Source organism: Streptomyces sp. NPDC058326, from assembly GCF_042879855.1.
Lineage (GTDB): Bacteria > Actinomycetota > Actinomycetes > Streptomycetales > Streptomycetaceae > Streptomyces.
In genome coordinates this window covers 59,635-85,710 of record NZ_JBHVZO010000014.1, presented here as the reverse complement: position 1 = coordinate 85,710, position 26,076 = coordinate 59,635, and the positions used below count along the sequence as shown (strand labels likewise).

The following is a 26,076-nucleotide window of genomic DNA, read 5'->3' as shown; positions in this document are numbered from 1 at the left end:
CTCCGCCCCCCCGCCCCGCCCCGGGCTGCGCCTCGCGGCGTGGGGGGGTACCATTCATTCACAAGCACGCCGCGGGGTGCCCGGGGCCCCGCCCCCCCCCCCCCCCACCCACCGCCGTCTCCGCTTACGTTCGTCCCGCTGCGAGTCGCCGGACCAACGGTGACCGCCGTCAACGGAGATCGGGGGTGCACTCGTGCGGATCGGACTGCTCACGGAGGGTGGCTACCCGTACGCCGGCGGTGAGTCCGGAATCTGGTGCGAACGTCTTGTACGAGGACTCGACCAGCACCAGTTCGACCTGTACGCCCTCGGCGGGACCAGTACCCCCTCGGCGCTCCCCCCGAACGCCCGCGTCGCACACGCCGCCGACCCCGGCGGCCCCGACACGGCCACGGGGGCCCGGAACCTCCTGGAGCGGACCGCGTTCGGCGATCACCGCGCCGCCCGCCGCGCCTACGGCCGCCGCGACCGCCGCCGCTTCACCGAGGCCTTCCACCAGCTGGCGCTCGGCCTCTGCGCGGAGGACGACACGAGGGCGGGCGAGCCCCGCGCGGAGGAGGGCGACGGCAAGGGCGCGGCCTGTGACGCGGGCGTCACCGGGGGGCGGCCCCGTGGGGAGAGCGCCTTCGCCACCGGGCTCTACGCGCTCGCCGAACTCGCCCGCGAGCGCGGCGGGCTGCCCGGCGCGCTCCGCTCCGACGACGCCGTCCGCGCCCTCGAATCCGCCTGCCGTGCGCCCGGCGCACGACGGGGCGCGGCCGCCGCGGGACTCCCCGACCACCTCGCTTTCGCCGAGCACCTGGCCCTCGCCCTGCGCCCGCTCTCCCTCGACTGGTACACGGACGACGCACTCGGCGCCGCGGACCTCTGCCACGCCGCCGCCGGAGGCACCACCGCCGTCCCCGGCCTCCTGGCCAAACGCTTCTTCGGAACCCCCCTCCTCGTCACCGAATACGGCGTACAGCTCCGCTCCCACTACCTCTCGGCCGCCGGCACCGACCGCTCCACCCCGCTGCGCACCCTGCTCGCCGCCCTCCACGGCGGGATCGCCGCCGAGGTCTACGGGCAGGCCGCGCTCCTCACCCCCGGCAACGCCCACGCCCGCCGCTGGCAGGAGCGGTGCGGCGCCGACCGGGCCCGGATCCGTACCGTCCACCCCGGCATGGCGGCCGACCGCTTCGCCGAGGTCGGCGAGGACGAGGAGAGCGGCGACCCCGCCACCCTGGTCTGGGTCGGCCGGGTGGAACCCGCCAAGGACCTCATCGCCCTCCTGCACGCCTTCGCCGAGGTCCGCGCCCGGCAGCCCGACGTCCGGCTGAGGATCGTCGCCGTGCCCGTACGGGACCCCGGAGCCGCCGCGTACCTCGCGCACTGCAAGGGGCTCGCCGCCCAGCTCTTCCCCGACGAGGCCGCCGGGGCACACGCCGTCGGCGAGAACCCGGTCGCCTTCGAGGAGCTCGGCGGCCCCGAGGCCCCCACCTTGGAGGACGTCTACGCCTCCGGCGCGGTCGTCGTCCTTTCCAGCGTGGTCGAGGGCTTCCCCGCCGGTCTCGTCGAGGCGATGTTCTGTGCGCGCGCGACCGTCTCGACCGACGTCGGCGCCGTCGTCGAGATCATCGGTGGCACCGGCCTCGTCGTCCCCCCGCGCAACCCCCGGGCGCTCGCCGACGCCTGCCTCGCGCTCCTCCGCGAGCCCGAGCGCCGGTACCGCCTGGGCGCCGCCGCCCGCGCCCGCGCACTCGAACTCTTCACCGTCGAACAGAACCTCGCCGCGTTCCGCGGCATCTACCTGGAACTCCTCTCCCACGCGCCGGTGCGCCACCGCCCCGGGGACGGCGTCCCCTTCGCCCATCCCGCCGAGGCACACGTCCCCGGCAGCTGGGCGCACAAGGCCGTGGCCGCCGGGACAGGAGCCCCCGATGCCTGAAGGAGGCACCCCCATGCGCGGCCCCGCCGCCCCGACGAGCCCCGGAGCCTGGGACGCCCGCTCCGAGGCCCTCCTCGGCGCCCCCGCACTGACCCCGCCCGGCGGCGGAACCCTCGAACCGCACGCCCCGGAGGGCACCGCCGCCGACGCCCCACCGTCCGGGATAGCCCCCGCGCCCGACCCTTCGGTGGCCACGGAGACGGCCCCGCAAGCCCCGACGGCCTCACCAGCCCCGCCGACCCCGGCGGGGGAGGACCACGAGGCCCCGGCCGGTGCGGGCAGCGCCCCGAACAGCCCGTCCGGAAGCCCCGCCCCCCGCGTCCCGCGCGGGAACGCCGACCCCGTCAAGGTCCTCATGCACCGGCACCAGGATCTCTGCGCGCGCGCCGTCGACCCCCTGGAGATCGCCGCCGGGCTCGAAGCCCAGGGGTTCACCGACCGGACCGCCGCGCGCTTCCGCCACCGGGACGTCTTCTCGCTCGCCGAGGAGCTCTACGCGCGCGTGCCCCGGGCCGGCGAGACAGCCCCGCCCCCGGCGCCGGCGGAGCACCGTACGGACGCCTGGATGCTCGCCGTCCTCACCCCCGGGGCAGCCGCGGCCCTCACCGGCATCGGGCTCGCCGTCACCCACGGGTCCGCACGCCTCTCCGTCGGCGCCGCCGGGGCGCTCCTGCTCACCGGGACCCTGCTGCTCGCCGTCCGGCGCGGACCCTTCCGCGCCCCCGACGGCGCCACCGTGCCCGCCGCACGGCTCTGGACCCTCTGGCTCCTGGCGTACGCGGTCTGCGGCGACGGCCTCCTCACCCAGGTGCTCAGCGGCGGCCCCGACGGCCCCTGGGAGCTGACTCCCGGGCCGCTCCTGGGCCTCGCTCTCGCCGTCGCGCCCGCCGCCTGGTGCGCCCGGCTCTTCGCCAACCGGGCGCGCCGCAGGATCGCCGACAGCCGGGGGCTCGCCGACTTCGCCGCCGGCGTCCGGCCCCTGCTCCTCGGCACCGTGACCCTCCAGCTCCTCGCCCTCACCGTCCTGCTCGGGCTCACCTCGTTCAGCTCCGGGGCCCTGGCCCTCGGCGCGCTCCTGCTGTTCGCCCGGCTCCTCACCGTCCACGGCTTCCCCGAGACGGCCGCCGCCGCCCTCGCCGCCGCAGGCGCCGCCGAGGCGCTCGCCCTCGCGAGCGTCCTCGCCGCCCGCGTCCCCGTCCCCGGCTTCGACGCGCTCGCCGTACCGGTGCGCGCCGTCGTCGACACCTGGGGCCCCGGGGCCGTGCCCACCCTCGTCTGCGGCGCCGCCGCGCTCGGCCTGCTGGCCCACGCGACCGCCTCCCTTGCCCGGGCCTCGGCCCACGCCACCCCGTGAGAACCCGCCGCCACCCCCGTCGGAGGCCGGGCGACCGCGGCAACCCCCACCTCACCGAGCCTCACGCCAGGAAACCTCTTCGCACCCGCGGAGCCGACGCCGCGGGCGTGCCCCGTCACCTCTCTCATCACCCCGCAAGGAGACCGAAGACCATGACCCCGCAACTCCCAGCACCGGCCGGTCGGCACGAAGGGGCCGCACGATGAGGGTGCTGCTGCTCGGAGCCAACGGCTTCATCGGGCGTTTCGTCGCCGACCGGCTGCTCGCCGACCCGGCTGTCCACCTCACCGCGCTCGGCCGGGGCGACGACGCCGACGTGCGCTTCGACCTCGCCTCCGGAAGTCCCGGCGCGCTGACCCGCTTCCTCGACGCCGTCCACCCCGGGGTCGTCGTCAACTGCGCCGGCGCCACCCGCGGCGGCGCCCGCGACCTGACCCGGCACAACACCGTCGCCGTCGCCACGGTCTGCGAGGCCCTGCGCCGCAGCGGCTGCGGCGCCCGGCTTGTCCAGGTCGGCTGCGCCTCGGAGTACGGGCCGAGCCAGGCCGGCTCCTCCACCGCCGAGGACGCCGTGCCCCGCCCCGGCGGCCCGTACGGCGTGTCGAAGCTGGCGGCGACCGAACTCGTCCTCGGGTCGGGGCTCGACGCCGTGGTGCTCCGGGTGTTCTCGCCCGTGGGACCCGGCACGCCCGCCGGCTCGCCCCTCGGCCGTCTCGCCGAGGCGATGCGCCGCGCCATGCAGGCCGGGGACGGTGAGCTCAAGCTGAGCGGTCTGGGGGTGCAGCGGGACTTCGTCGACGTACGGGACGTGGCGCGGGCCGTCCACGCGGCCTCGCTCTCCGCCGCGCAGGGCGTCGTCAACATCGGCACCGGCCGTGCGGTCCGGCTCCGGGACGCCGCCGCTGTCCTGGCCAGGGTCGCGGGCTACGCCGGCAACCTGCACGAGCTGGACGCCCCGCACGGCATGCCGCAGCGCCCGATGATCGGCGCCCCCCGCACCGAGGGGACCATCGCCGACCAGCTGGCCTCCGCCCCCTACCCGTACCCCGACGGCTGCGGCCCCTGGCAGCAGGCCGACGTCCGCACCGCCCGCGACCGGCTCGGCTGGCGGCCCCGGATCAACCTGGAGGAGTCCCTCGCCGACATCTGGATGGAGGCGGCATGTCGCATCTGACGACGAGCACGGCGACGGGGGCGGTCCAGGCCCTCGGGGTGGGCGTCCCCGGCTACGCCCACCCGCTGCTCGCCCCGGTCGAGTGGGGTGAGCTGACCCGGCCCGGGACCCCGCTGCACTGGGCGGTGCTCAACGTGGCGGACGGGCCGGGGAGCCGCCCCGACCCGCACTGCCTGGAGGCGGCGGGGAGGCTCCGCAACGCCGGGGTCAGGGTCCTCGGGCACCTGGACGCGGCGTACGGCTCCCGGCCCTTCGGGGAGCTCGTCTCCGACGCCCACCGCTTCCTGGACTGGTACCACGTGGACGGCTACTACCTGGACCGCTGCCCCGCGGACCGGGCGGACCTGGCCGGGGTGCGGCGGGTCACCGCGACCCTGGAGGCGATCCTCGGCGGTGAGGCCCATCTCGTCCTCGGTCACGGCACCCATCCCCATCCCGGATACGCGGAGACCGCCGACCAGCTGGTGACGTTCTCCGGCGCCTGGGTGGACTACCGCTGGTCGCAGGTGGCCGAGTGGACCGCGGAGTACACGGAGGCCACGTTCGTCCATCTCGTGCACGGGGTCCCGCGCACCCATCTCGACGAGGCCCTGCGGATCGCCCGCTGGCAGGGGGCCGGGACGATCTTCTTCACCGACCGGACCGGGGACCTGGGGCAAACCGCGCCATTCCACTCGCTGCCCGGCTACTGGGACGAAATCGTCTCGCGGATCGGACCGGGTGTCTCGGAATGAGAAGGAGCGTGGCAGTGTTACGGGGAGAACAACCGTACTGACATACCGACAACCGGAGTCCCCGTGTCGCTGCCACCCCTGGTCGAGCCGGCTGCCGAGCTCACCGTAGACGAGGTCCGCAGGTACTCCCGCCACCTGATCATCCCGGACGTCGGGATGGACGGGCAGAAGCGGCTGAAGAACGCCAAGGTGCTGTGTGTCGGCGCCGGTGGCCTCGGCTCCCCGGCGCTGATGTACCTGGCCGCCGCCGGCGTGGGCACGCTCGGCATCGTGGAGTTCGACGAGGTCGACGAGTCGAACCTCCAGCGCCAGATCATCCACAGCCAGGCCGACATCGGCCGCTCCAAGGCCGCCTCGGCGCGCGACAGCGTGCTCGGCATCAACCCGTACGTGAACGTGATCCTTCACGAGGAGCGGCTCGAAGCCGAGAACGTGATGGAGATCTTCGGTCAGTACGACCTGATCGTCGACGGCACGGACAACTTCGCCACGCGGTACCTCGTCAACGACGCGGCCGTGCTCCTGAACAAGCCGTACGTCTGGGGCTCGATCTACCGCTTCGACGGCCAGGCGTCCGTCTTCTGGTCCGAGCACGGCCCCTGCTACCGCTGCCTCTACCCGGAGCCCCCGCCGCCGGGCATGGTCCCCTCCTGCGCCGAGGGCGGTGTCCTGGGCGTGCTCTGCGCGTCCATCGGCTCCATCCAGGTCACCGAGGCCATCAAGCTCCTCGCCGGCGTCGGCGACCCGCTGGTCGGCCGTCTGATGATCTACGACGCCCTGGAGATGCAGTACCGCCAGGTCAAGGTCCGCAAGGACCCGAACTGCGCGGTCTGCGGCGACAACCCGACCGTCACCGAGCTCATCGACTACGAGGCCTTCTGCGGCGTCGTGTCCGAGGAGGCCCAGGAGGCGGCGCTCGGCTCGACGATCACTCCCAAGCAGCTCAAGGAGTGGATCGACGAGGGCGAGACGATCGACATCATCGACGTCCGCGAGCCGAACGAGTACGAGATCGTCTCGATCCCGGGCGCGCGGCTGATCCCCAAGAACGAGTTCCTGATGGGCACGGCCCTCCAGGACCTCCCCCAGGACAAGCGGATCGTCCTGCACTGCAAGACGGGCGTCCGCAGTGCGGAAGTCCTCGCCGTGCTCAAGTCCGCGGGCTTCGCGGACGCGGTGCACGTCGGCGGCGGCGTGATCGGCTGGGTCCACCAGATCGAGCCCGAGAAGCCGGTCTACTAGACGGCACGCGGAAGGCCCCGGACCTCCTCGCGAGGTCCGGGGCCTTTCCCGTGGGCCCCTCAGCAGGTCGTGCCGTACGCGGGGACCTTCCCGTCCAGGAGGTACGCGTCGACCGTCCGCGTCACACACCGCGAGGTGCCGTAGGCGCCGTGGCCCTCGCCCTTGTTGGTGACCAGGACGCCGACGCCTTCCCCGAGCTCCTTCGCCATCTTCTCCGCGCCCTCGTACGGGGTGGCCGGGTCGCCCGTGGTGCCGACGACGAGGACCGGCGCGGCGCCCGGCGCGCTCGCCTCCGGGGTCGCCCGCTCGCCCCTGACCGGCCAGTCCGCGCACCAGCCGGCCGTGTCCCAGGCGAGGAACGCGCCGAACACGGGGGAGAGCTCGCGGAACTCGGGCACCAGCGCCCTCGCCTGCGCGGCGGTCGGCCGCGCGCTGGAGTCGGCGCAGGAGATGGCCCGCTGGGAGTGCGACTGGGTGGAGTAACGACCCTGCTCGTCCCGGTCGTTGTAGTAGTCGGCGAGCTGGAGCAGGGCGCCGCCGCGACCCTGCTCGGCCTCGGCGAGGGCGTCGGTGAGCAGGGGCCAGTTGGCCTGCCCGTACAGCGTGACCGCGATGCCCGTGAGCGCCAGGCTCTCGGTGAGCCGCCGCTCTCCGACGGCCAGCGGCTGCCGGTCCAGCTTCCGCAGCAGGCGGCTGATCCGCTCGGTCCCCGCCTTCCGGTCCTGGCCGGTGCTCTTCAGGTAGCTGTCCAGGGCCCGCTGGAAGCCGATCGTCTGGTGGCGGGCGTGCCCGACGGTGTCGGCGGTCGGGTCGACGACCGCGTCGAGGACGAGCCGGCCCACGTGCGACGGGAAGAGATGGGCGTACGTGCCGCCGAGCTGGGTTCCGTACGAGACGCCGAAGTAGTGGAGCTTCGCGTCCCCGAGGACCTGCCGGACCAGGTCCAGGTCGCGGGCGGTGGCGCTGGTCGTGGTGTGGGCGAGGAGCGCCCCGGAGCGGCGGGCGCAGCCCGCGCCGAAGTCCGCGCCGTCCTTGAGGAACGCCGCCTCCTCGGCGGCCGAGTCCGGGGTGGCGTCGACGGTCGCCTCGGCGGCGGCCTGTTCGGCGTCGCTGCGGCAGACCACGCCCGCGCTGCGGCCCACCCCGCGCGGGTCGAAGCCGACCAGGTCGTAGCGCTCGCCGAGCTTCCGGTACTCCTCCTCCAGCTGCGGCAGCATCACCACCCCAGAGGCGCCGGGCCCGCCGAAGTTGAAGAGGAGCGAACCGATGCGTCCGCGCTCGTCGGTGGCCTCCTTGCGGATCAGCGCGACCGGGAGGGTGGCGCCCTCCGGCTTCGCGTAGTCCACCGGCACCGTCACCGTGGCGCAGCGCCACCGCGCGCCGGGCCCTTGTCCGCCTTCCGGGGCCGGGCAGCGCTTCCAGGCGGGGCGCTGGCCGGTGAGGGGGCCGGGGAGCGGGGGGAGAGCCGCCGCGGGGGTGGTCGCGGTGGCGGTGACGGACGGCTTGACGTCACCGGCCGACGGAGGGGCCGACGTGGCGCCCGGGGCTCCGCCCTCCGTACTCGTACAGCCCGCGACGAGCACCCCGGTCGCGGCCAGCACGGTCATGCGTACACGTATGGACATGCGTTCCCCCAGGATCCCGGCAAGGCGGCCATCCTAGGCGGGGCGGGTGGCCCGACCCTGGACGGGTGGGTGATCGGGCGGCCGTCCCGGGCGGGCGATCGGGCGGCCGTCCCGGGGCGGGCGGGCCGCGTGGATCCCGCCTACTTGCAGACCGTCCCCGAGGGCGGGACCTTGCCCTCCAGGAGGTACGCGTCGACCGCCTTCTTCACGCACGCGTTGCCGCTGTTGTAGGCGCCGTGGCCCTCGCCCTCGAACGTCAGCTCCACGCCGACGCCCTGGCCGAGCGCCTTCACCATCGACCGGGCACCCGCGTACGGCGTGGCCGGGTCGCCCGTGTTGCCGACGACCAGGATCGGCGCCGAACCGGGCGCGGAGACGTCCGGGTGGTCCCAGGTGCCCGCCACCGGCCACTGCGAGCAGCTGGAGAGGGCCCATCCCATGAAGTCGCCGAAGACGGGGGAGGCCTCCCGGAACTCGCCGAGCCGTTCCTTCGCCTGGCCGAGGGTGTAGCGCTCCTTGAAGTCCACGCAGTTGATGGCGGCGTTGGCGGCCTGGATGTTGCTGTAGGAGCCGTTCTGGCCGCGCCCGTTCATCGAGTCGGAGAGCGAGAGGAGCAGCGCCCCGTCACCGCCGTCCGCCGCGTCGAGACCCTGCTCCAGGTATTTCCAGTACTCCTTGGAGTACAGGGCCTGCGCGATGCCGTTGGTGGCCTGCGTCTGTGTGAGCTTCCGGTCGCCGATGCCCGCGATCGGCTTCTTGTCGAGCGCGGCGAGCAGCTCCGTGACGAAGGACTCGACCTCGGCGACGCTCGTGCCCGGCAGGGCGCACTCGTCGCCGCGGTCCACACAGTCCCGGGCGAAGTTGTCCAGGGCGAGCTGGAAGCCCTTCGCCTGGCCGAGCGCACCCTCCTCGACGCCCGCTTCGGGGTCGACGACGGCGTCGAAGAGGGCCCGGCCGACGTTCTTCGGGAACAGATGGGCGTAGACGCCGCCGAGTTCGGTGCCGTACGAGATGCCGAAGTAGTGCAGCTTGTCGTCCCCGAGGACCTGCCGCATCAGGTCCATGTCCCGGGCGGCGTTCTCGGTGCCGACGTGCGGCAGGGCCGGGCCGGCGTCCTTCTCGCAGCCTGCCGCGTACTTCTTCTGCGCGTCCGAGAGCGTCCGTTCCTCGGTCTCGTCGTCCGGTGTGAAGTCCAGGGCGTAGTACGCGTCCAGTTCCTTGTCCGTCGCGCATTCGACCGGTTCGCTGCGGCCCACCCCCCGGGGATCGAAGGAGACCAGGTCGTAGCGGCCGCGCAGGGTCTCGTAGTCGGGGGCGAAGCCGGGAAGCCCGGTGACGCCGGAGCCGCCGGGCCCGCCGAAGTTGAAGACGAGCGAACCGATCCGCCGGTCCTTGTCCCGGGCGCGGGCCCGGATGAGCGCCAGCTCGATGGTCTCGCCCTCCGGCACCGACCAGTCGAGCGGCGTCTGGAGGAAGGAGCACTCCCAGGCGGTGCCGCCGGGGAGCGCCGAGGGCGGCTCCCCGCCGCCCTCGGCGGCGGACGGCGCGGGGCAGGGGGCCCAGGACAGCTTCTGTGCCGAGAGCCCGGCCGAGCCGCTCGGCGTCGACGGATCCGCCGCCTCGTCTCCCCCGTCCGAGCACCCGGCGGCGAGCAGCACGGTGGTGGCGGTCAGCAGAGCGGCGCGCTGTGCGGCGGAGATCGGCATGAACCCATCGTGGGCCGCCGTCACGGCCCCCGCGCGGGACGGGGGTCCATGCGGGTGGCCCGGGGGCGTGGAGGACGGGCGCCCTGTCTACCGGCCTCCGGCCGTCACAGTGCCTCGCGTCGCGTCAGCCAGTTGAAGCAGAGCCATCCCGGCAGCACCGGGACCCACAGCGTCAGCAGGCGGTACAGCAGCACCGCGGGGGTGGCGACCTCGATCGGCAGGCCCACCGCCAGGAGACCGAGCGTCAGCGCGCCCTCGACCGCGACGACACCGCCCGGCGTCGGCGCCGCCGAGCCGATGGCGTTGCCCGCGAGGAAGACGACCGCCACGCTCGCGTAGCTGATCGACGGGTGGCCGTGGCCGAAGGCCCGGATCGAGGCGTCGAGGCAGAGCACGAAGGAGGCGGTGAGCAGCAGCATCCCGCCGATACCGGTCAGCAGCTTCATCGGCCGCTGGAGGACGTCCAGCATGCGCGGCACCACACCGGCGAAGAGCGACCGCAGCCGGGTCGAGACGAACTTCCGCATGAAGGGGATCGCCGTCATCACCAGGACGAGCACCGCGACCGTCAGCAGACCGGCGATGACCGTCCTCGACGGGGTGAAGGACTGCGACTTCTCCGTCCCCGTCAGATAGCCGAAGGAGAGCAGCAGCAGGATGTGCGCCCCGAGCCCGAAGAGCTGCGAGGCGCCGACGCTCGCCACCGCGAGCCCCGGCCGTACCCCGGCGCGCTGGAGGAAGCGGGTGTTCAGGGCGACCCCGCCGACCGCGGCCGGGGCGAGGATCTTCACGAACGAGCCGGCGACCTGCGCCACCACCGTCCGCCAGAACCCGACCCGCTCCGGGACGAAGCCCAGCAGGCTCATCGCCGCCGCCACGTAGCTGAGCGCGGAGAACAGCACCGCGGCCGCCACCCACCGCCAGTCCGCCTCGCTGATCGTCGACAGCGGCGTACGGGCGATCTGGGAGAGCAGGAAGTACGCGGCGACCGCGCCGGCGATCAGGCTGATCAGGGTCCGCGGCTTGATCCGCTCCAGACGGACCGGCTCCACCGGGGCCTGCGGCCGGATGAGCAGCACCTGGCGGCGGATCTGGGCCAGCAGGTCCTCCTCACGGGCCTCGTCGAGCGCCGTGTCGAGGGCACGCTTGTCGGCCTTCTTGTCCGCCTTCTTCTCGGCCTTGGTCTCGGCGCGTACGGCCGTCGGGTCCGCGCTGGTCTCCGCGCTGTGGGCCTTCGCCAGCTCCCGCTCGTGCTTGGCGGCCTCCGACGCGGCGAGCACGGCCTCCCGCTCCCGGGCCGACCGCTCGCGGGCCAGTCTCCGCAGCGTCGCGCGCGTGGAGCGGCTCAGCGCGATGGGCTGGAGCAGCGGCAGACAGTCGGCGACGGTGTCGGGGCCGAGCACCTCGACGGCCGAGGCGACCGCCCGTTCCGCCCCGACCCGCAGACCGAGGGTGGTGAGCAGCTGGGCGATGTCCATGCGCAGGACGAGGTCGCCCGCGGCGATCTCGCCGCCCCGCAGATCGGTGAGGATCACCCTGCCGGAACGATCCACCAGAATCGCGTCGCCGGTGAGCCTGCGGTGCGCGATCCGGCGGGACTGGAGCGCCCGTACCTGCCGGAAGGCACTGGTGACCAGCTCGTCGGTGATCTCGTGGTCGTCGAGCGAGTCCAGACTGCGACCGCCGATGTGCTCGTACACGAGCATCACGGCGTCAGGGCCGAGCTCCGACGTGGCGATCAGCTTCGGCGCGTTCGCCCCGGCGGCGATCGCCGCGTACGCGAGGAGCGCCTCCTGTTCCAGGGCCTGTCGCAGCGAGACGATCGAACGGCGGGTGGTGATCGTCCGCAGGGTGAGCCGGCGCCACGCGCGGTAGAAGAAGCCGTGCGCCTGCTGTTCCCGGTCGACGACGGTGACGTCGAGCGGTGGCCCGTCCTCCAGGGTCACGATGTAGCGGCGGCCCCGGTCCGCGCTGTCCGCCGAGTCGGGCACGCCCTCGGCGCGCAGCGCCGTCACCGGCCGGAAGCCGACCCGGCGCAGGCCGGCGAGGAGGGTCTGCCCGGTGGGCCGGACGTTGGGGGAGCCGACCGCGTACAGCGTGCCGTACGCCACCGTCCAGCCGATCAGGACGGTCAGGATGATCGAGAGCGCCGTGGTGTAGCCGGCCACCAGCATCGTGAACGCGTCGAGCAGCAGCACCACCCAGAGCGACACCCGCCAGCGCGGCCTGCGGGCCATGCCGACGGCGGTCATGTACGCGATCACCGGAGCCAGGTAGTTGTGCACCGGATCGGTGAGCCCGCCGCCGGACTGCGGCTGGGTCAGCGCGTCCTGGATGGTGCCGGGCGCGGCCTGGGCGACCCAGAGGTCGGTGGCGAGGGTGACGCCGTGCGCGAGGACCGCGGCGAGGACACCGTCCGCGATGCGCAGCCCGTCGCGTTTGATCAGCCGCTCGATGGCGAAGGCCACCGGGACCAGCAGGACGGCGATGGAGGAGACGAGGCCGGCGATCTTGACGAAGACGTCGGGGGCGCCGCCGGCGCCCTCGTTGATGTCCTTCTCCAGACCCGAGGTCGTCGCGTGGGCGAACGCCGCGATGGCGATGACGAGACCGATGGCGAGGAGACCGGCGAGCAGCCGCATCAGGTCGGAGGGCCGGTGGACACGCGCGGCGAGCAGCGGTTCGTCGCCGGAGACCCGCTCGGGCACGTCGGCCTGGCCTCCCTCGGGAGGCTGCGTGTCCTGGCCCATCACCATGTCCGTCTCTGCATGCGCGTCTTGTTGTTCTTCTCGTTCTCGTCGGTGCTCGTGCTCTTGTTCTTCTTCTTGTACGTGCCGCTCTTGATCTCGTATCACCAGTCACCGCCCGCACGATGGTGGCATGAAGAGCCGCCCCGCGGAGGCATCAGGGCCATGTCGGTGGGGTGAGGCACGATGGTGCGGATGAGCATGGAGGAACCTGTGGGGGAGACCGCAGAACTGCCCGAGTACGCGGAACGGGTGCTCGACGTGGCCGACGGGATCCCGCCCGGCCGGGTGATGACCTACGGAGACGTCGCAGAATGGCTGGGCGAGGGCGGGCCCCGCCAGGTCGGCCGGGTGATGGCCCTGTACGGCGGGACCGCGCCCTGGTGGCGAGTGGTCCGCGCGGACGGCACGCTGCTGCCCGGGCACGAGCTGAGGGCCCTCGGCCACTACCGCGAGGAGGGCACCCCGCTGCGCGAGGCGGGCCGGGCGGCCGAGGGACACGTACCGAGGATCGACATGCGGCGGGCACGCTGGGACGGAACTCACACCTGAGCCCGCCGGCCGGGGGAGCACGGGCCGGACGGGGCGTGAACGGCGCCCGGGGCGGGACGCACGGTACGGAACGGGGCACGGAGTACGGCTCGGCGACGGTCCGTTTCGCGTAACGTCGACGTTCGCGTCTCCCGAGGCGGCGGGCCGACGAGCTCGGTGGCCGGCCGTGGCGGACGGCCGTCTCACCCGCACCACCACTCCCACCAGGACCGGCGACCCACGTGAGTACCTCCTCGACAACCCGGCGTACGCCGCCGCACCAGGGACAGCCGTACCCCGGTCCGGGACGGCAGCGGACCCCGGGCGCGTACCGACTGGTGCGTACCACGCCGGCCCCGATGGATCCCCCTCAGCTGGACGCAGCCCAGCGCGAAGTGGTTGACCACACCGACGGACCGCTTCTCGTCCTCGCCGGACCCGGCACCGGAAAGACCACCACCCTCGTCGAATCCGTCGCCGCCCGCATGGAGAAGGGCGCCGACCCCGAGCGCATCCTCGTCCTCACCTTCAGCCGCAAGGCCGCCGTCGAACTCCGCGACCGCATGGCCGCCCGGCTCGGCGGCCGCCGCCCGCCGCAGGCCACCACCTTCCACTCGTACTGCTACGCCCTGATCCGCGCCCACCAGGACGCCGAGCTCTTCGCCGAACCGCTGCGGCTGCTCTCCGGACCCGAGCAGGACCTCGCCGTACGCGAACTGCTCGCCGGCCACGTCGACCTGGAGAAGACCGGCCTCGGAAGCATCCGCTGGCCCGACGAACTCCGCGCCTGCCTCACCACCCGCGGCTTCGCCGACGAGGTACGCGCCGTCCTCGCGCGCTCCCGTGAACTGGGCCTCGGACCCGACGCCCTCGGCCGCTTCGCCGACCGCGTCGGCCGCCCGGACTGGAAGGCCGCCGCCGGCTTCCTCGCGGAGTACCTCGACGTCCTCGACCTCCAGGGCGTCCTCGACTACACGGAGCTCGTCCACCGGGCCGTCCTGCTCGCCGAGGACGTGAGCCTGCCCGCGTACGACGCGGTGTACGTCGACGAGTACCAGGACACCGACCCGGCGCAGGTCCGGCTCCTGCACGCGCTCGCCGGCGATTCGACAGGAGCCGCCCGAAGGGCGTCCGTGAGGGGCGGTGGTCGGGCGACGGGCGGGAGGCGCACGGTCGTCGCCTTCGGCGACCCCGACCAGTCCATCTACGCCTTCCGGGGCGCCGACGTGAACGGCATCCTCGACTTCCCCTCCTCCTTCGGCGGCGCGGACGTCCGCGTCCTGCGCACCGCGCGCCGCTCGGGCGCGGGGCTCCTCCGGGCGACCCGGGTGCTGGCCCAGCGGATGCCGACGCCCCGGCTCCCCGCCGACAAGGTCCGCGCCCACCGCGAACTCGCGGCGGCGCGGGACGGGGGCGGGGTGGAGGCGTACACGTACCCCACGGCGTCGGCGGAGGCCGAGAACATCGCCGACCTGCTGCGTCGCGCCCACCTGGAGGACGGCGTCCCCTGGCAGGACATGGCCGTCCTCACCCGTGCCGGCGCCTCCCTCCCCTCCCTCCGCCGCGCCCTCACCTCGGCGGGCGTCCCGGTGGAAACGGACGCGGCGGACACCCCCCTCCGTCACGAACCGGCGGTGGCGCCGTTGCTGCTGGCGCTGAGGGCGGTATCGGGCTCCGACCCCGTTGTGGGCATACGTTCCGCAAGGGCGGAACGGGTGGGCACAACCCCCAACGGCGCCGCACCGGCCCCGGACGCCGAGCCCGCACCGGCCCCGGACGCCGAGCCCGCACCGGCCCCGGACGCCGAGCCCGCACCGGCCCCGGACGCCGAGCCCGCACCGGCCGGCGCCCTCGGCGCCGAGTCCCCCGCGGGTTCGGCGACAGCCGTGGGCACGGGCGTGCCCGGAAATGAAGGAGCCGACTGGCTCCCCGTCGAGACCGCCCTGGAACTCCTCGCCTCCCCCCTCGCCGGCGTCGACCCCGCCGACCTCCGCCGCCTCGGCCGCGCCCTCCGCGACGAGGAGCGCGCCGGAGGCAACAAGGTCCCGCCCCCCTCCGACGTGCTCCTCGCCCGCGCACTCGCGCGGCCCGAGCGCCTGGTCGCGCACGATCCGGCGTACGCCAGAGGCGCCCAGCGGCTCGGGCGGCTCCTCCAGGAGACCCGGACGCTGCTCGCCGCGGGCGGCACCGCCGAGGAGGCCCTCTGGGTGCTCTGGAACGGCACCCCCTGGCCCGGCCGTCTGGAGCGCGCCGCCCTCCGCGGCGGCCCCTCCGGCCGCAACGCCGACCGCGACCTCGACGCCGTCTGCGCCCTCTTCGAGACCGCCGCCCGTGCCGAGGAACGCGTCGGCGGCCGCGGCGTCCTCAACTTCCTCGAAGAGCTCGACGCCCAGGACATCGCCGCCGACACCCTCACCCGCCGCCACACCCGCCCCGACGCCGTCCGCCTGATGACCGCCCACCGCTCCAAGGGCCTCGAATGGAGCCTCGTCGTCGTCGCCGGAGTCCAGGAGGGCCTCTGGCCCGACCTGCGCCGCCGCGGCTCCCTCCTCGAAGCCGACCGCATCGGCCGCGACGGCCTCGCCGAGCCCCTCACCCCCGGCGCCCTCCTCGCCGAGGAACGCCGCCTCTTCTACGTGGCCGCCACGCGCGCGCGTGACCGGCTCGTCGTCACCGCAGTGAAGGCCGCGGCCGAGGACGGCGACCAGCCCTCCCGTTTCCTCACCGAGCTCGGCGCCGAGCCGAAGGACGTCCCCGGCCGCCCCCGCCGCCCCCTCGCCGTCTCCGCCCTGGTCGCCGAGCTGCGCGCCACCACCGTCGACCCGGACGCCTCGCCGGCGCTCCGCGCCGCCGCCGCCCACCGGCTCGCCCGGCTCGCCGCGCTCACCGACGAGGACGGGCAGCCGCTCGTCCCGGCCGCGCACCCGGACCGCTGGTGGGGACTGTTCGAGCCGACGCTCAGCACGGTGCCGCTGCGCGAGCGCGACCGCCCCCTGGCCCTCTCGCCGAGCTCCCTGGAGAACCTGGTCACCACCTGCTCCCTCCAGTGGTTCCTGGGCCGCGAGGTCAAGGCCGCGGCCCCCGCCACCGCCGCCCAGGGCTTCGGCAACGTCGTCCACGTCCTCGCCGACGAGGTCGCCTCCGGCCGTACCCCCGCCGACCTCGACGTCCTCATGGCCCGTCTGGACTCCGTCTGGGACGCCCTCGCCTTCGACGCCCCCTGGAAGTCGGCCCAGGAGAAGCAGCACGCGCGCGTGGCACTGGAACGCTTCCTGAGCTGGCACGTCATGGACCGCGGCGGCCGCACCCCCGCAGCCTCGGAGCACGACTTCGACGTGACCCTGGAGGCGGGCGCGTACGAGGTCCGCATCCGCGGTTCCATGGACCGCGTCGAGACCGACGAACAGGGCCGGGCTTACGTCGTCGACTTCAAGACGGGCAAGTCGGCTCCCACCCGCGACGAGGTCGCCCGCCACCCACAGCTCGCCGTCTACCAGCTCGCGGTCCGTGAGGGCGCCCTCGACGAGGTCTTCGACGGCCGCCGCCCGGAGCCGGGCGGCGCCGAACTCGTACAGCTGCGGCAGAGCGCCCCGCAGAAGGAGGGCGGGGACGCCCTCCCGAAGGTTCAGGCGCAGGAGCCGCTCGCGGGGGAGTGGGTCGGTGAGCTGCTCGCCAACGCCGCGGGCCGGGTCCTCGACGAGCGCTTCACACCCACCACGGGACAGCACTGCGCGACCTGCTCCTTCCAGTCCTCGTGCAGCGCCCGGCCGGAGGGCCGCCAGGTCGTCGACTGACCCCGGCAGGACCGGGCAGGACCGGCGGGGGCGCGGAGTAGCGGCCACGCGCGCGCGGGGCGACCCTGGTGGGACAGGGGTCGGGGAAACCGCGAGGAGGCTCGCAATGGCGTCCCACCGAAAGCTCCGCGCCGCGTCCGTCGTCTGCGTCGTCGCCGTCGTCGCGGGTCCCGCGCCGGTGGCGGCCTGGGCGACGGCCGGCCCTCCGGCCGCCGTGGCCGCGGTCTCGGCGCCGTCCCCCGACCCGTTCGACGGCCTCACGGCCGACGAGATCGGCGACAGGGCCGTCACCGCGACCCAGTCGGCGACCTCGCTCCGCATGACCGGCCGGGTGGTCTCGGACGGGCAGCCGCTCGACATCGACCTCGCACTCAACGACCGCGAAGAGTGCACCGGCGTGATGAAGATCAAGGGCGGCACCGCCGAGCTCCGCCAGGCCGACCGGATCACGTACATGAAGGGCGACGAGACCTTCTGGCGCGTCTCCATGGCCTCCCAGGGGATGTCCGAGGCACAGATCGACGTCACGATCGAGCTGATCAAGGGCCGCTGGCTGAAGATCGCCCCGGGGCAGCCCGGCAGCGACGACATCGGCGGCGTCTGCGACCTCAAGGAACTCCTCTCCGACCTCGACAAGGACAAGGAGGAACGCAGCGGACTGACCAGGGGCCCCGACGCCGAGGTCGACGGCACCCCGGTCGCGACCCTGGTCAAGAAGAAGACGGGCGGAGAGACCACCACCGTGTCCGTGGCCCAGGAGGGCAAGCCGTACATCCTGAAGATGGTCAGGACGGGCGGCGACGAACCCGGCTCGATGACGCTCTCCGACTACGACAAGCCCGTCGACGTGGTCGTCCCGCCCGCCGACGAGACGGTCGACCTCTCCAAGCTGGAGCGCGGTACGCCCGCGTGACGCGCGCCGCCCGCGGTCCGGGGTCCGCCCCCCCGGGGACGGGCGGGGCGCGCCCGTGTGATGCGCGCCGCCCGCGGTCCGGGGTCCGCCCCCCCGGGGACGGGCGGGGCGCGCCCGTGTGACGCGCGCCGCCCGCGGTCCGGGGTCCGCCCCCGGGGACGGTTGGGGCGAGCCCGCGTGACGTGCGCCACCGGCGGGGGCCGTACCGGACCGCGCTGTCGGTGGTCCGCGTTAGCCTCTTTGAGGTGACCGCACGCATCACCGACCCGGAGCAGCTCAAGGAGCTCCTCGGCATCCCCTTCACCCCGGAGCAGACGGCCTGCATCACCGCGCCGCTCGCCCCGCAGGTCGTCGTGGCCGGAGCCGGCTCCGGCAAGACCACGGTGATGGCCGCCCGGGTGGTCTGGCTGGTCGGCACCGGTCAGGTGGCCCCCGAGCAGGTCCTCGGTCTCACCTTCACCAACAAGGCCGCGGGAGAACTCGCCGAGCGCGTCCGCACCGCCCTCGTCCGCGCCGGAGTCACCGACCCCGACGGCATCGGCCCGGCCCACCCGTCGCCCGGCCACCACCCCTCGACGACGTCGGTGCCCGCCGACCCCTCCTCCGTGCCGGGCGAGCCCCGCATCTCCACGTACCACGCGTTCGCCGGACAGCTCCTCACCGACCACGGCCTCCGCATCGGCCTCGAACCCACCTCACGGCTCCTCGCCGACGCCACGCGCTACCAGCTCGCCGCCCGCGTCCTGCGCGAGGCCCCCGGCCCGTACCCGGCACTCACGCGGTCCTTCCCGACCCTCATCACCGACCTGCTCGCCCTCGACGCCGAGCTCGCCGAACACCTCGTACGGCCCGAGCGGCTCCTCGCGTACGACTCCGAGCTGCTCACCGCCCTCGCCGGCGCCAAGCTGAGCAACGCCGAACTGCGCAAGATCCCCGAGGCCGCCACCGCCCGCAGGGAACTCCTCGACCTCGTCGTCCGCTACCGCGCCGCCAAACGCTCCCGCGACCTGCTCGACTTCGGCGACCAGATCGCCCGCTCCGCCGAGCTGGCCACCACCCGGCCCGAGGTCGGCGAGATCCTCCGCGACGAGTTCCGGGTCGTCCTCCTCGACGAGTACCAGGACACCTCCGTCGCCCAGCGGCTGCTGCTCTCCGGCCTCTTCGGCCAGGGCACCGGGGGCCGGGCCACCGGACACGCGGTGACCGCCGTCGGCGACCCCTGCCAGGCCATCTACGGCTGGCGCGGCGCCTCCGTCGCCAACCTGGACGACTTCCCCGAGCACTTCCCGCACGCCGACGGCAGCCCCGCGAGCCGCTACTCGCTCTCCGAGAACCGGCGCAGCGGCGGCCGGCTCCTCGACCTCGCCAACGGCCTCGCCGCCCCCCTGCGCGCGATGCACGCGGGCGTGGAGGCGCTGCGCCCCGCGCCCGGCGCCGAGACCGACGGCAGCGTCCGCATCGCTCTTCTCCCCACCCACGCCGAGGAGATCGACTGGCTCGCCGACTCCCTCGCCCACCTCGTCCGCACCGGCCGAGAACCCGGCGAGATCGCTGTCCTCTGCCGTACCGCCACCGACTTCCCCGCCCTCCACGCGGCCCTCGTCGCCCGGGACGTGCCCGTCGAGGTCGTCGGCCTCTCCGGCCTCCTCCACCTTCCCGAGATCGCCGACCTCGTCGCCGTCTGCGAGGTCCTCCAGGACCCCGGGGCCAACGCCTCCCTCGTCCGGCTCCTCACCGGCCCGCGCTGGCGGATCGGCCCCCGCGACCTCGCCCTCCTCGGACGCCGTGCCCGCCTCCTGGTCCACCGGGGCGGCGAGGACCCGGACCCCGAGCAGCGGCTCGCCGCCGCCGTCGAGGGCGTCGACCCGGCCGAGGTCGTCTCCCTCGCCGACGCCCTCGACACCTTCCTCGACTCCGGCGGCGCCACCGACGACGGCCTGGCGTTCTCCGCCGAGGCCCGGGTCCGCTTCGCCCGCCTCGCCGCCGAACTGCGCGCCCTGCGCGGCACGCTCGCCGATCCCCTCATGGACGTGCTGCACCGGGTGCTCACGGCCACCGGCCTCGAGGTCGAGCTGTCCGCCTCCCCGCACGCGCTCGCCGCCCGCCGCCGCGAGACCCTCGGCCACTTCCTCGACATCGCCGCCGGCTTCGCCTCCCTCGACGGCGAGGCGAGCCTGCTCGCGTTCCTCGGCTTCCTGCGCACGGCCGTCCAGTTCGAGAAGGGCCTCGACAACGCGCTCCCGGGCGGCGAGAACACCGTGAAGGTCCTCACGGCCCACAAGTCCAAGGGCCTGGAGTGGGACGTCGTCGCCGTCCCCGGCCTGGTCGGCGGCCAGTTCCCCAGCGCACGCGCCCGCGAGTCCTGGACCTCCCAGCCCCAGGTGCTCCCGCACGCCCTGCGCGGCGACGCGGCGACGCTGCCGGACATCGACACCTGGAACGCCAAGTCGCTCACCGCGTTCAAGAACGAGATGCGGGACCACCAGCACACCGAGGAGCTCCGTCTCGGCTACGTCACCTTCACCCGCCCCCGCTCCCTCCTGCTCGGCTCCGGCCACTGGTGGGGGCCCTCCCAGAAGAAGCCCCGGGGCCCCTCGGGCTTCCTCCAGGCCCTGTACGACCACTGCGCGGCCGGCCACGGCGAGATCGAGGTGTGGGCGGAGGAACCGGAGAAGGACGCGGAGAACCCGTCCCTGACGGAGACGACAGGGGACGAGGTCTGGCCGCTCCCGCTCGACCGGGACGCGCTGCGGCTCCGTCGCAAGGCGGCGGACGACGTCCTGGCCGCGTTGTGGGCGATCGTCCCGCAGGGCGAGGGGGGCACCCCCGGAGGAAGTCCCGGGGAGAGCGGGCACCACACCCCCGGCACGGCTCCCGATCGTCGGGACCCGCACCCGGAGGACCCCTGGCCGGACGAGGAGGAGCCCGTCTGGGACGAGGACGAGGAGGCCCTCCCCGAGGACACCCACGCGGACGTGGTCCCCGCGCCGAGGGAGCCCGAGGCCCCGCCCTCGGAGCCGACCCCCGGCCCCGCCCCCGAAGACCCCACCCCCCAAGACCTCACCCCCGAGGACGAGAGAACCCTCGCCTCCTGGGACCGCGACCTCACCGCCCTCACCACCGAACTCCGCCGCGCCCGCGCGACCACCCGCGACGTCCTGCTCCCCGCGTACCTCTCCGCCTCCCAGGTCCTGCGCCTCGCCGCCGACCCCGACGGCTTCGCCCAGGAGCTGGCCCGGCCCATGCCCAAGGCGCCGCAGCCGGCCGCGCGCCGGGGCACCCGGTTCCACGCGTGGGTGGAGTCCCGTTTCGAGGAGCTGCCCCTGCCGTTCCTCGGCCCCGAGGAGCTGCCCGGCGGTGAGGACTTCGCGGGCGAGCCCGAGATCCTCGACGAGCGGGATCTCGACGAGCTCAAGGAGGCCTTCGCCCGGACCCCGTACGCCCACCGCACCCCGTACCGCGTCGAGGTCCCCGTGCACCTCTCGCTCGCGGGCCGGGTCGTCCGGGGCCGGATCGACGCCGTCTACCGGGACCCGGACTCCGGCGCGTACGAGATCGTCGACTGGAAGACCAGCAGGGTGCGCACCGCGGACCCCCTCCAGCTCGCGATCTACCGGCTCGCCTGGGCCGAGCAGCACGGCCTCCCGCCCGAGGACGTCGCCGCCGCCTTCGTCTACGTCCGTACGGGTGAGGTCGCCCGCCCCGCCCGCCTGCCGGTCCGTGCCGAGCTCGAGGCCATCCTGCTTGGCGGAGCACCCCCGGACGCCGGATAGGCTCGGGGACATGAGCGAGACCCCGGACAGCGCCGTCCACGCCGTACGCGCGTACATCGAGCAGCACCGTGCCGCCTTCCTCGGCGACCTCACCGAGTGGCTGCGCATCCCCTCCGTGTCGGCGCGGCCGGACCGGGCCGGGGACGTACGGCGCAGCGCCGAGTGGCTCGCCGCCAAGCTCACCGAGACGGGTTTCACCACCGTCGAGGTCTGGGAGACCGACGGCGCCCCCGCTGTCTTCGCCGAGTGGCCCTCCGGAGACCCGGACGCCCCGACCGTCCTCGTCTACGGCCATCACGACGTGCAGCCGGCGGCCCGCGAGGACGGCTGGCACACGGACCCCTTCGAGCCGGCGATCGTCGACGGCCGGATGTACGCGCGCGGAGCGGCCGACGACAAGGGCCAGGTGTTCTTCCACACCCTCGGCGTCCGCGCCCACCTCGCCGCCACCGGCCGCACGGCTCCCGCCGTCAACCTCAAGCTGATCGTCGAGGGCGAGGAGGAGTCCGGCTCCCCGCACTTCCGCGAGCTCGTCGAGGCGCACGCCGGACGGCTCGCCGCCGACGCCGTGATCGTCTCCGACACCGGCATGTGGTCCGAGACCACCCCCACCGTCTGCACGGGCATGCGCGGGGTCGCCGACTGCGAGATCGAGCTGTACGGCCCCGACCAGGACATCCACTCCGGCTCCTTCGGCGGCGCCGTCCCGAACCCGGCCACCGTCGCCGGCCGGATCGTCGCCGCCCTCCACGACGAGCACGAGCGCGTCGCGATCCCCGGCTTCTACGAGGGCGTGACGGAGCTCACCGACGCCGAGCGCGCCCTCGTCGCCGAGCTGCCCTTCGACGAGGCGGCCTGGCTGCGCACGGCGAAGTCGCACGGCACCCTCGGCGAGGCGGGCTTCTCCACCCTGGAACGGGTCTGGGCCCGCCCCACCGCCGAGGTCAACGGCATCGGCGGCGGCTACCAGGGCCCCGGCGGCAAGACGATCGTCCCCGCCTCCGCCCAGCTCAAGCTGTCGTTCCGGCTCGTCGCCGGGCAGGACCCGGACAAGATCGAGCTGGCGGTACGGGACTGGCTCGCCGGTCTCGTCCCCGCGGGCATCCGGTACGACATCGTCTTCGGCGCCCCCACCCGCCCCTGCCTCACGCCGCTCGACCACCCCGCCCTCACGGCGGTCGCCGGGGCCATGAGCCGGGCCTTCGACGGCGCCAAGGTCCGCTACACCCGCGAGGGCGGCTCGGGACCGGCCGCCGACCTCCAGGACGTCCTGGGGGCGCCCGTCCTGTTCCTCGGCATCTCGGTCCCGTCCGACGGCTGGCACGCCCCGAACGAGAAGATCGAGCTCGATCTCCTCATGAAGGGCGTCGAGACGACCGCTCATCTCTGGGGCGACCTGCCCGCCGCCCTCGCCGTCGAGCGCTGAACCCACACACCGAACCGGGGGAGTTGGAAGCACCTGTGAGCACCTTGAACAACGTGTCAGCCCTGAAGAACGCGCCGGCGGACCGCCCGATCTCGCTCACCGCCCCGAGCGGCATCGACCGCGCCGCGCACCACCGCCTCGACGAGGCATGGCTGGCGGCGGCCTGGAGCCACCCCACCACCCGCGTGTTCGTGGTCTCCGGGGGACAGGTGCTGATCGACGACCTGCCCGACGGCACCACCGCACTCGTCATGACCCCGGCGTTCGAGGCCCCGGTCACCGAGACCCACCGCTACTTCCTGGGCACGGACGCCGAGGGCGTCTCGTACTTCGCGCTCCAGAAGGACGCCCTGCCGGGCCGCATGGACCAGTCCGCGCGCCCGGCGGGCCTCCGCGAGGCCGGGCTGCTGCTCTCGGACCGGGACGCGGGCCTCATGGTGCACGCGGTGGCCCTGGAGAACTGGCAGCGTCTCCACCGCTTCTGCTCGCGCTGCGGAGAGCGCACGGTCGTCGCAGCGGCCGGACACATCCGCCGCTGTCAGGCCTGCGGCGCCGAGCACTACCCGCGCACCGACCCGGCCGTGATCATGGCCGTCATGGACGCGGAGGACCGCATTCTCCTCGGCCGCCAGGTCCACTGGCCGGAGGGCCGCTTCTCGACGCTCGCCGGCTTCGTCGAGCCCGGCGAGTCCATCGAGCAGTCGGTCGCCCGTGAGGTCTTCGAGGAGGCCGGTGTCACGGTCGGCGAGGTCGAGTACATCGCCAGCCAGCCCTGGCCCTTCCCGTCCAGCCTCATGCTGGGCTTCTTCGCCCGCGCGACCTCCTCGGAGATCACCGTGGACGGCGAGGAGATCCACGAGGCCCGCTGGTTCTCCCGCGAGGACCTGGCCGCCGCCTTCGAGTCGGGCGAGGTGCTGCCCCCGTACGGAATCTCGATCGCCTCCCGCCTGATCGAACGCTGGTACGGCAAGCCGCTGCCGAAGCCGGGCGACGTGGTCTGACGGGGTCCGCCGGAACCCCCGACCCGACGGTCGGGGATTCCGAGGCGTCGCCGTCCGGCCGGGAGGTCAGGCGGGCTGGTCCTTGCCGGACGGGAGCCAGACCGTCATGGTCGCCGGGTCGATCGGGATCGAGACGTGCTCGTGGGTGATCGACCACGTTCCGTTCGACCGCTGGAGGCAGACGCTCTCCCGTACCCATATCGAGGCCTGGATGCCGCCCTTCCGCTCTCCCGAGTCCAGGTGGAGCATGTGCGCGAAGGCGGTGTCCCCGCTGGTCGTGAGGGTGAGGTCGTGCGTCTCCAGGCTGATGGGGCCGACGTAGCCGTCGAACCAGCGCAGGAAGTTGCGCCGGATCTCGTCGGTTCCCGTGAATCGCAGCGGGGGGACGACGTCGAAGTAGACGGCGCCGGCGGCGTAGAACGACATGAGCCGGTCGATGTCCTTGGTCTGCTGGGCGTCGGCGCGGCTCGCCAGAAGCGCCCGGATCTCGGACTCGTGGGTGGTCATCGCGTACTCCTTCGGTGGCGGGGTGCTGCCGCGGGACGGGATCAGGCGGCGCGGCGGGGGCCCGGTGCATCTCCGTCCGCTTCCGTCGCGTTCCGTCCTCGCGTTCGTCGTCGGGTAGGACGAGACGGCCCCGCGGAATGTGAGGCGGGGGCGCCGGTCTCACGTTTCGGGGCGCTGTCTCGTCCTGAAGGTGAGGGAAGATCCGACCGAAGGAGCTCACGACCATGACGCCCCGTTCGACCGCGCCGCAGGACGGCCGACTCGACCCGATGTCGAGCGTGCTCACGGGTGAGCGCCGCCGGCTGATCAACCTCGCCTACCGGATGCTGGGCTCCCTGGCCGAGGCCGAGGACGTCGTGCAGGAGACGTACGCCCGCTGGTACGCGATGTCCCGGCGGCAGCAGGAGGCGGTGGCGTCCCCCCGGGGGTGGCTGACCAAGGTCGCCGGCCGTATCTGCCTCGACGTGCTCCGCTCGGCGAGGGCGCGGCGGGAGCGTTACGTGGGGGAATGGGTCCCCGAGCCGCTGCCCGCGCGCACCGAGTGGCCCGCCGGCGCGACGGACGACGGCACGGCCGATCCGGCCGATCGCGTCACGCTCGACGAGTCGGTGGGGATGGCCTTCCTCGTCGTGCTGGAGGCGATGACCCCGGCGGAGCGCGTGGCGTTCGTCCTCCACGACGTCTTCCGCTACCCCTTCTCCGAAGTGGCCGGCATCGTCGGCCGCACCCCGGCGGCCTGCCGCCAGCTGGCGTCCTCGGCCCGCCGCCGCGTCGAGGCCTCGCGGGCTCCCCTGTCGCCGACGGCCCAGCGGGCCCGTGTCGTCAGGGATTTCAAGCTGGCGTGGCAGGCCAAGGACATCAACGCCCTCATCGGCCTGCTCGACCCCGATGCCACGGCCGTCGGGGACGGCGGCGGACTCGTCTCGGCGCTGCTCCACCCGATCGAGGGCGCGGAGGACATCGCCCGCTTCTTCGCCGACCGGACCCGCCCGGGCCGGCTGGCGGTCCGGGAGTGCACGGTCAACGGTCAGCCCGGTCTCGCGGCCCACCTGGACGGCACCGTCCTGGCGGTGTACGCGTTCGACATCGCGGACGGCAGGATCCGACGGATCTGGGCCGTGCTCAACCCCGAGAAGCTCCGGCCGTGGAAGAGGGAATGACGCCCGCCTCGCCGGTGGGGCGCCCGCCGCTTCCCCCACGCAGCGGAGCCCCCGGCCGTCGTGGCCGGGGGCTCCCTGTCGCGGAGGCGGGGGTTCAGACGCTCAGCGCCTGCTTGACCTGGGCGAGAGAGGGATTGGTCATGACCGACTCGCTTCCCTGGGGGGAGACGATCAGGACGGTCGGAACGGTCTGGTTGCCGCCGTTGGCCTGCTCGACGAACGCCGCCGACGCGGGGTCCTGCTCGATGTTGATCTCGGTGTACGCGATGCCCTCGCGGTCCATCTGGCTCTTCAGCCGACGGCAGTAGCCGCACCACGTGGTGCTGTACATCGTCACAGTGCCCTGCATGGCCAGGCGCTCCTCTTGTTCGCGGACGGGTGCCGAGAAGGAGAACGTACGCCCCGGCCGCCCCATTCCCGGCATTCGTATGACCGGGCGCACGTGCCTGTGGACAAGCCTCG

Annotated in this window: 17 protein-coding genes; 12 read left to right on the top strand and 5 right to left on the bottom strand. The window is 74.0% G+C overall.

The annotated features are described in order from the left end of the window. Positions 1-193: 193 nt before the first annotated feature. The 5 genes from ACFVYX_RS24480 (at position 194) to moeZ (ending at position 6,431) form a co-directional block, all read left to right on the top strand. Positions 194-1,927 carry a glycosyltransferase gene (locus tag ACFVYX_RS24480; protein WP_389683591.1) on the top strand — a complete coding sequence of 578 codons (1,734 nt, stop codon included), beginning with the start codon at positions 194-196 and terminating at the stop codon, positions 1,925-1,927. Between the two features lie 13 nt (positions 1,928-1,940). Continuing rightward, the gene (locus ACFVYX_RS24475) at positions 1,941-3,281 is read left to right on the top strand and encodes a hypothetical protein (protein WP_389683590.1); all 1,341 of its coding nucleotides are present in this window, start codon (positions 1,941-1,943) and stop codon (positions 3,279-3,281) included. A gap of 202 nt (positions 3,282-3,483) precedes the next feature. After that, the gene (locus tag ACFVYX_RS24470; RefSeq protein ID WP_389683589.1) at positions 3,484-4,455 is read left to right on the top strand and encodes an NAD-dependent epimerase/dehydratase family protein; all 972 of its coding nucleotides are present in this window, start codon (positions 3,484-3,486) and stop codon (positions 4,453-4,455) included. Continuing rightward, complete coding sequence (locus ACFVYX_RS24465; protein WP_389683588.1) at positions 4,443-5,189, top strand: spherulation-specific family 4 protein; 747 nt, start codon at positions 4,443-4,445, stop codon at positions 5,187-5,189. The genes ACFVYX_RS24470 and ACFVYX_RS24465 overlap by 13 nt, the downstream gene beginning before the upstream one ends. A gap of 63 nt (positions 5,190-5,252) precedes the next feature. Beyond that, positions 5,253-6,431, top strand: a complete 1,179-nt coding sequence (gene moeZ / locus ACFVYX_RS24460; RefSeq protein WP_389683587.1) for an adenylyltransferase/sulfurtransferase MoeZ — start codon at positions 5,253-5,255, stop codon at positions 6,429-6,431. A gap of 59 nt (positions 6,432-6,490) precedes the next feature. Here moeZ and ACFVYX_RS24455 read toward each other — a convergent pair whose 3' ends face one another. The 3 genes from ACFVYX_RS24455 to ACFVYX_RS24445 all read right to left on the bottom strand — a co-directional run bounded on the left by ACFVYX_RS24455 (position 6,491) and on the right by ACFVYX_RS24445 (position 12,518). Next, entirely contained in the window at positions 6,491-8,056 is a 1,566-nt protein-coding gene (locus ACFVYX_RS24455) for an alpha/beta hydrolase (protein WP_389683586.1), read from the bottom strand. Positions 8,057-8,196: 140 nt separating this feature from the next. Further along, the gene (locus tag ACFVYX_RS24450; RefSeq protein ID WP_389683585.1) at positions 8,197-9,762 is read right to left on the bottom strand and encodes an alpha/beta hydrolase; all 1,566 of its coding nucleotides are present in this window, start codon (positions 9,760-9,762) and stop codon (positions 8,197-8,199) included. 104 nt (positions 9,763-9,866) lie between these two features. After that, positions 9,867-12,518 carry a lysylphosphatidylglycerol synthase domain-containing protein gene (locus tag ACFVYX_RS24445; RefSeq protein WP_389683584.1) on the bottom strand — a complete coding sequence of 884 codons (2,652 nt, stop codon included), beginning with the start codon at positions 12,516-12,518 and terminating at the stop codon, positions 9,867-9,869. 177 nt (positions 12,519-12,695) lie between these two features. Between ACFVYX_RS24445 and ACFVYX_RS24440 the strand changes: the two genes are divergently transcribed. From ACFVYX_RS24440 to nudC, 6 genes are all read left to right on the top strand, one after another. Further along, complete coding sequence (locus ACFVYX_RS24440) at positions 12,696-13,061, top strand: MGMT family protein (RefSeq protein WP_389683583.1); 366 nt, start codon at positions 12,696-12,698, stop codon at positions 13,059-13,061. 221 nt (positions 13,062-13,282) lie between these two features. Further along, positions 13,283-16,834, top strand: a complete 3,552-nt coding sequence (locus ACFVYX_RS24435; protein ID WP_389683582.1) for an ATP-dependent helicase — start codon at positions 13,283-13,285, stop codon at positions 16,832-16,834. Positions 16,835-16,940: 106 nt separating this feature from the next. Continuing rightward, complete coding sequence (locus ACFVYX_RS24430; RefSeq protein ID WP_389683581.1) at positions 16,941-17,747, top strand: hypothetical protein; 807 nt, start codon at positions 16,941-16,943, stop codon at positions 17,745-17,747. Between the two features lie 245 nt (positions 17,748-17,992). Beyond that, complete coding sequence (locus ACFVYX_RS24425) at positions 17,993-21,520, top strand: ATP-dependent helicase (RefSeq protein ID WP_389683580.1); 3,528 nt, start codon at positions 17,993-17,995, stop codon at positions 21,518-21,520. 10 nt (positions 21,521-21,530) lie between these two features. After that, a complete protein-coding gene (locus ACFVYX_RS24420) occupies positions 21,531-22,946 on the top strand; it encodes a dipeptidase (protein WP_389683579.1) in 1,416 nt (471 codons plus the stop codon). A gap of 53 nt (positions 22,947-22,999) precedes the next feature. Continuing rightward, complete coding sequence (gene nudC / locus ACFVYX_RS24415) at positions 23,000-23,947, top strand: NAD(+) diphosphatase (protein ID WP_389683578.1); 948 nt, start codon at positions 23,000-23,002, stop codon at positions 23,945-23,947. A 66-nt stretch (positions 23,948-24,013) separates the two neighbouring features. Here the strand turns inward: nudC and ACFVYX_RS24410 are convergent, their stop codons facing one another. Next, positions 24,014-24,454: a YybH family protein gene (locus ACFVYX_RS24410; protein ID WP_389683577.1), complete on the bottom strand. Its 441-nt coding sequence runs from the start codon at positions 24,452-24,454 to the stop codon at positions 24,014-24,016. A 224-nt stretch (positions 24,455-24,678) separates the two neighbouring features. On the opposite strand from ACFVYX_RS24410, the gene sigJ reads away from it, so the two are divergent. Further along, positions 24,679-25,614: an RNA polymerase sigma factor SigJ gene (gene sigJ / locus ACFVYX_RS24405; protein WP_389683576.1), complete on the top strand. Its 936-nt coding sequence runs from the start codon at positions 24,679-24,681 to the stop codon at positions 25,612-25,614. A gap of 94 nt (positions 25,615-25,708) precedes the next feature. Here sigJ and ACFVYX_RS24400 read toward each other — a convergent pair whose 3' ends face one another. Continuing rightward, complete coding sequence (locus ACFVYX_RS24400; RefSeq protein WP_389683575.1) at positions 25,709-25,963, bottom strand: mycoredoxin; 255 nt, start codon at positions 25,961-25,963, stop codon at positions 25,709-25,711. Positions 25,964-26,076: the final 113 nt, after the last annotated feature.

What these genes read in the sequence shown, in the direction of transcription:
- ACFVYX_RS24475 (WP_389683590.1), top strand. Translation starts at nt 1,941, where the DNA reads ATGCGCGGCCCCGCCGCCCCGACGAGCCCCGGAGCCTGGGACGCCCGC.
- ACFVYX_RS24470 (WP_389683589.1), top strand. Translation starts at nt 3,484, where the DNA reads ATGAGGGTGCTGCTGCTCGGAGCCAACGGCTTCATCGGGCGTTTCGTC.
- ACFVYX_RS24465 (WP_389683588.1), top strand. Translation starts at nt 4,443, where the DNA reads ATGTCGCATCTGACGACGAGCACGGCGACGGGGGCGGTCCAGGCCCTC.
- ACFVYX_RS24455 (WP_389683586.1), bottom strand. Translation starts at nt 8,056, where the DNA reads ATGTCCATACGTGTACGCATGACCGTGCTGGCCGCGACCGGGGTGCTC.
- ACFVYX_RS24450 (WP_389683585.1), bottom strand. Translation starts at nt 9,762, where the DNA reads ATGCCGATCTCCGCCGCACAGCGCGCCGCTCTGCTGACCGCCACCACC.
- ACFVYX_RS24445 (WP_389683584.1), bottom strand. Translation starts at nt 12,518, where the DNA reads ATGGTGATGGGCCAGGACACGCAGCCTCCCGAGGGAGGCCAGGCCGAC.
- ACFVYX_RS24440 (WP_389683583.1), top strand. Translation starts at nt 12,696, where the DNA reads ATGGTGCGGATGAGCATGGAGGAACCTGTGGGGGAGACCGCAGAACTG.
- ACFVYX_RS24430 (WP_389683581.1), top strand. Translation starts at nt 16,941, where the DNA reads ATGGCGTCCCACCGAAAGCTCCGCGCCGCGTCCGTCGTCTGCGTCGTC.
- ACFVYX_RS24420 (WP_389683579.1), top strand. Translation starts at nt 21,531, where the DNA reads ATGAGCGAGACCCCGGACAGCGCCGTCCACGCCGTACGCGCGTACATC.
- ACFVYX_RS24410 (WP_389683577.1), bottom strand. Translation starts at nt 24,454, where the DNA reads ATGACCACCCACGAGTCCGAGATCCGGGCGCTTCTGGCGAGCCGCGCC.
- sigJ (WP_389683576.1), top strand. Translation starts at nt 24,679, where the DNA reads ATGACGCCCCGTTCGACCGCGCCGCAGGACGGCCGACTCGACCCGATG.
- ACFVYX_RS24400 (WP_389683575.1), bottom strand. Translation starts at nt 25,963, where the DNA reads ATGCAGGGCACTGTGACGATGTACAGCACCACGTGGTGCGGCTACTGC.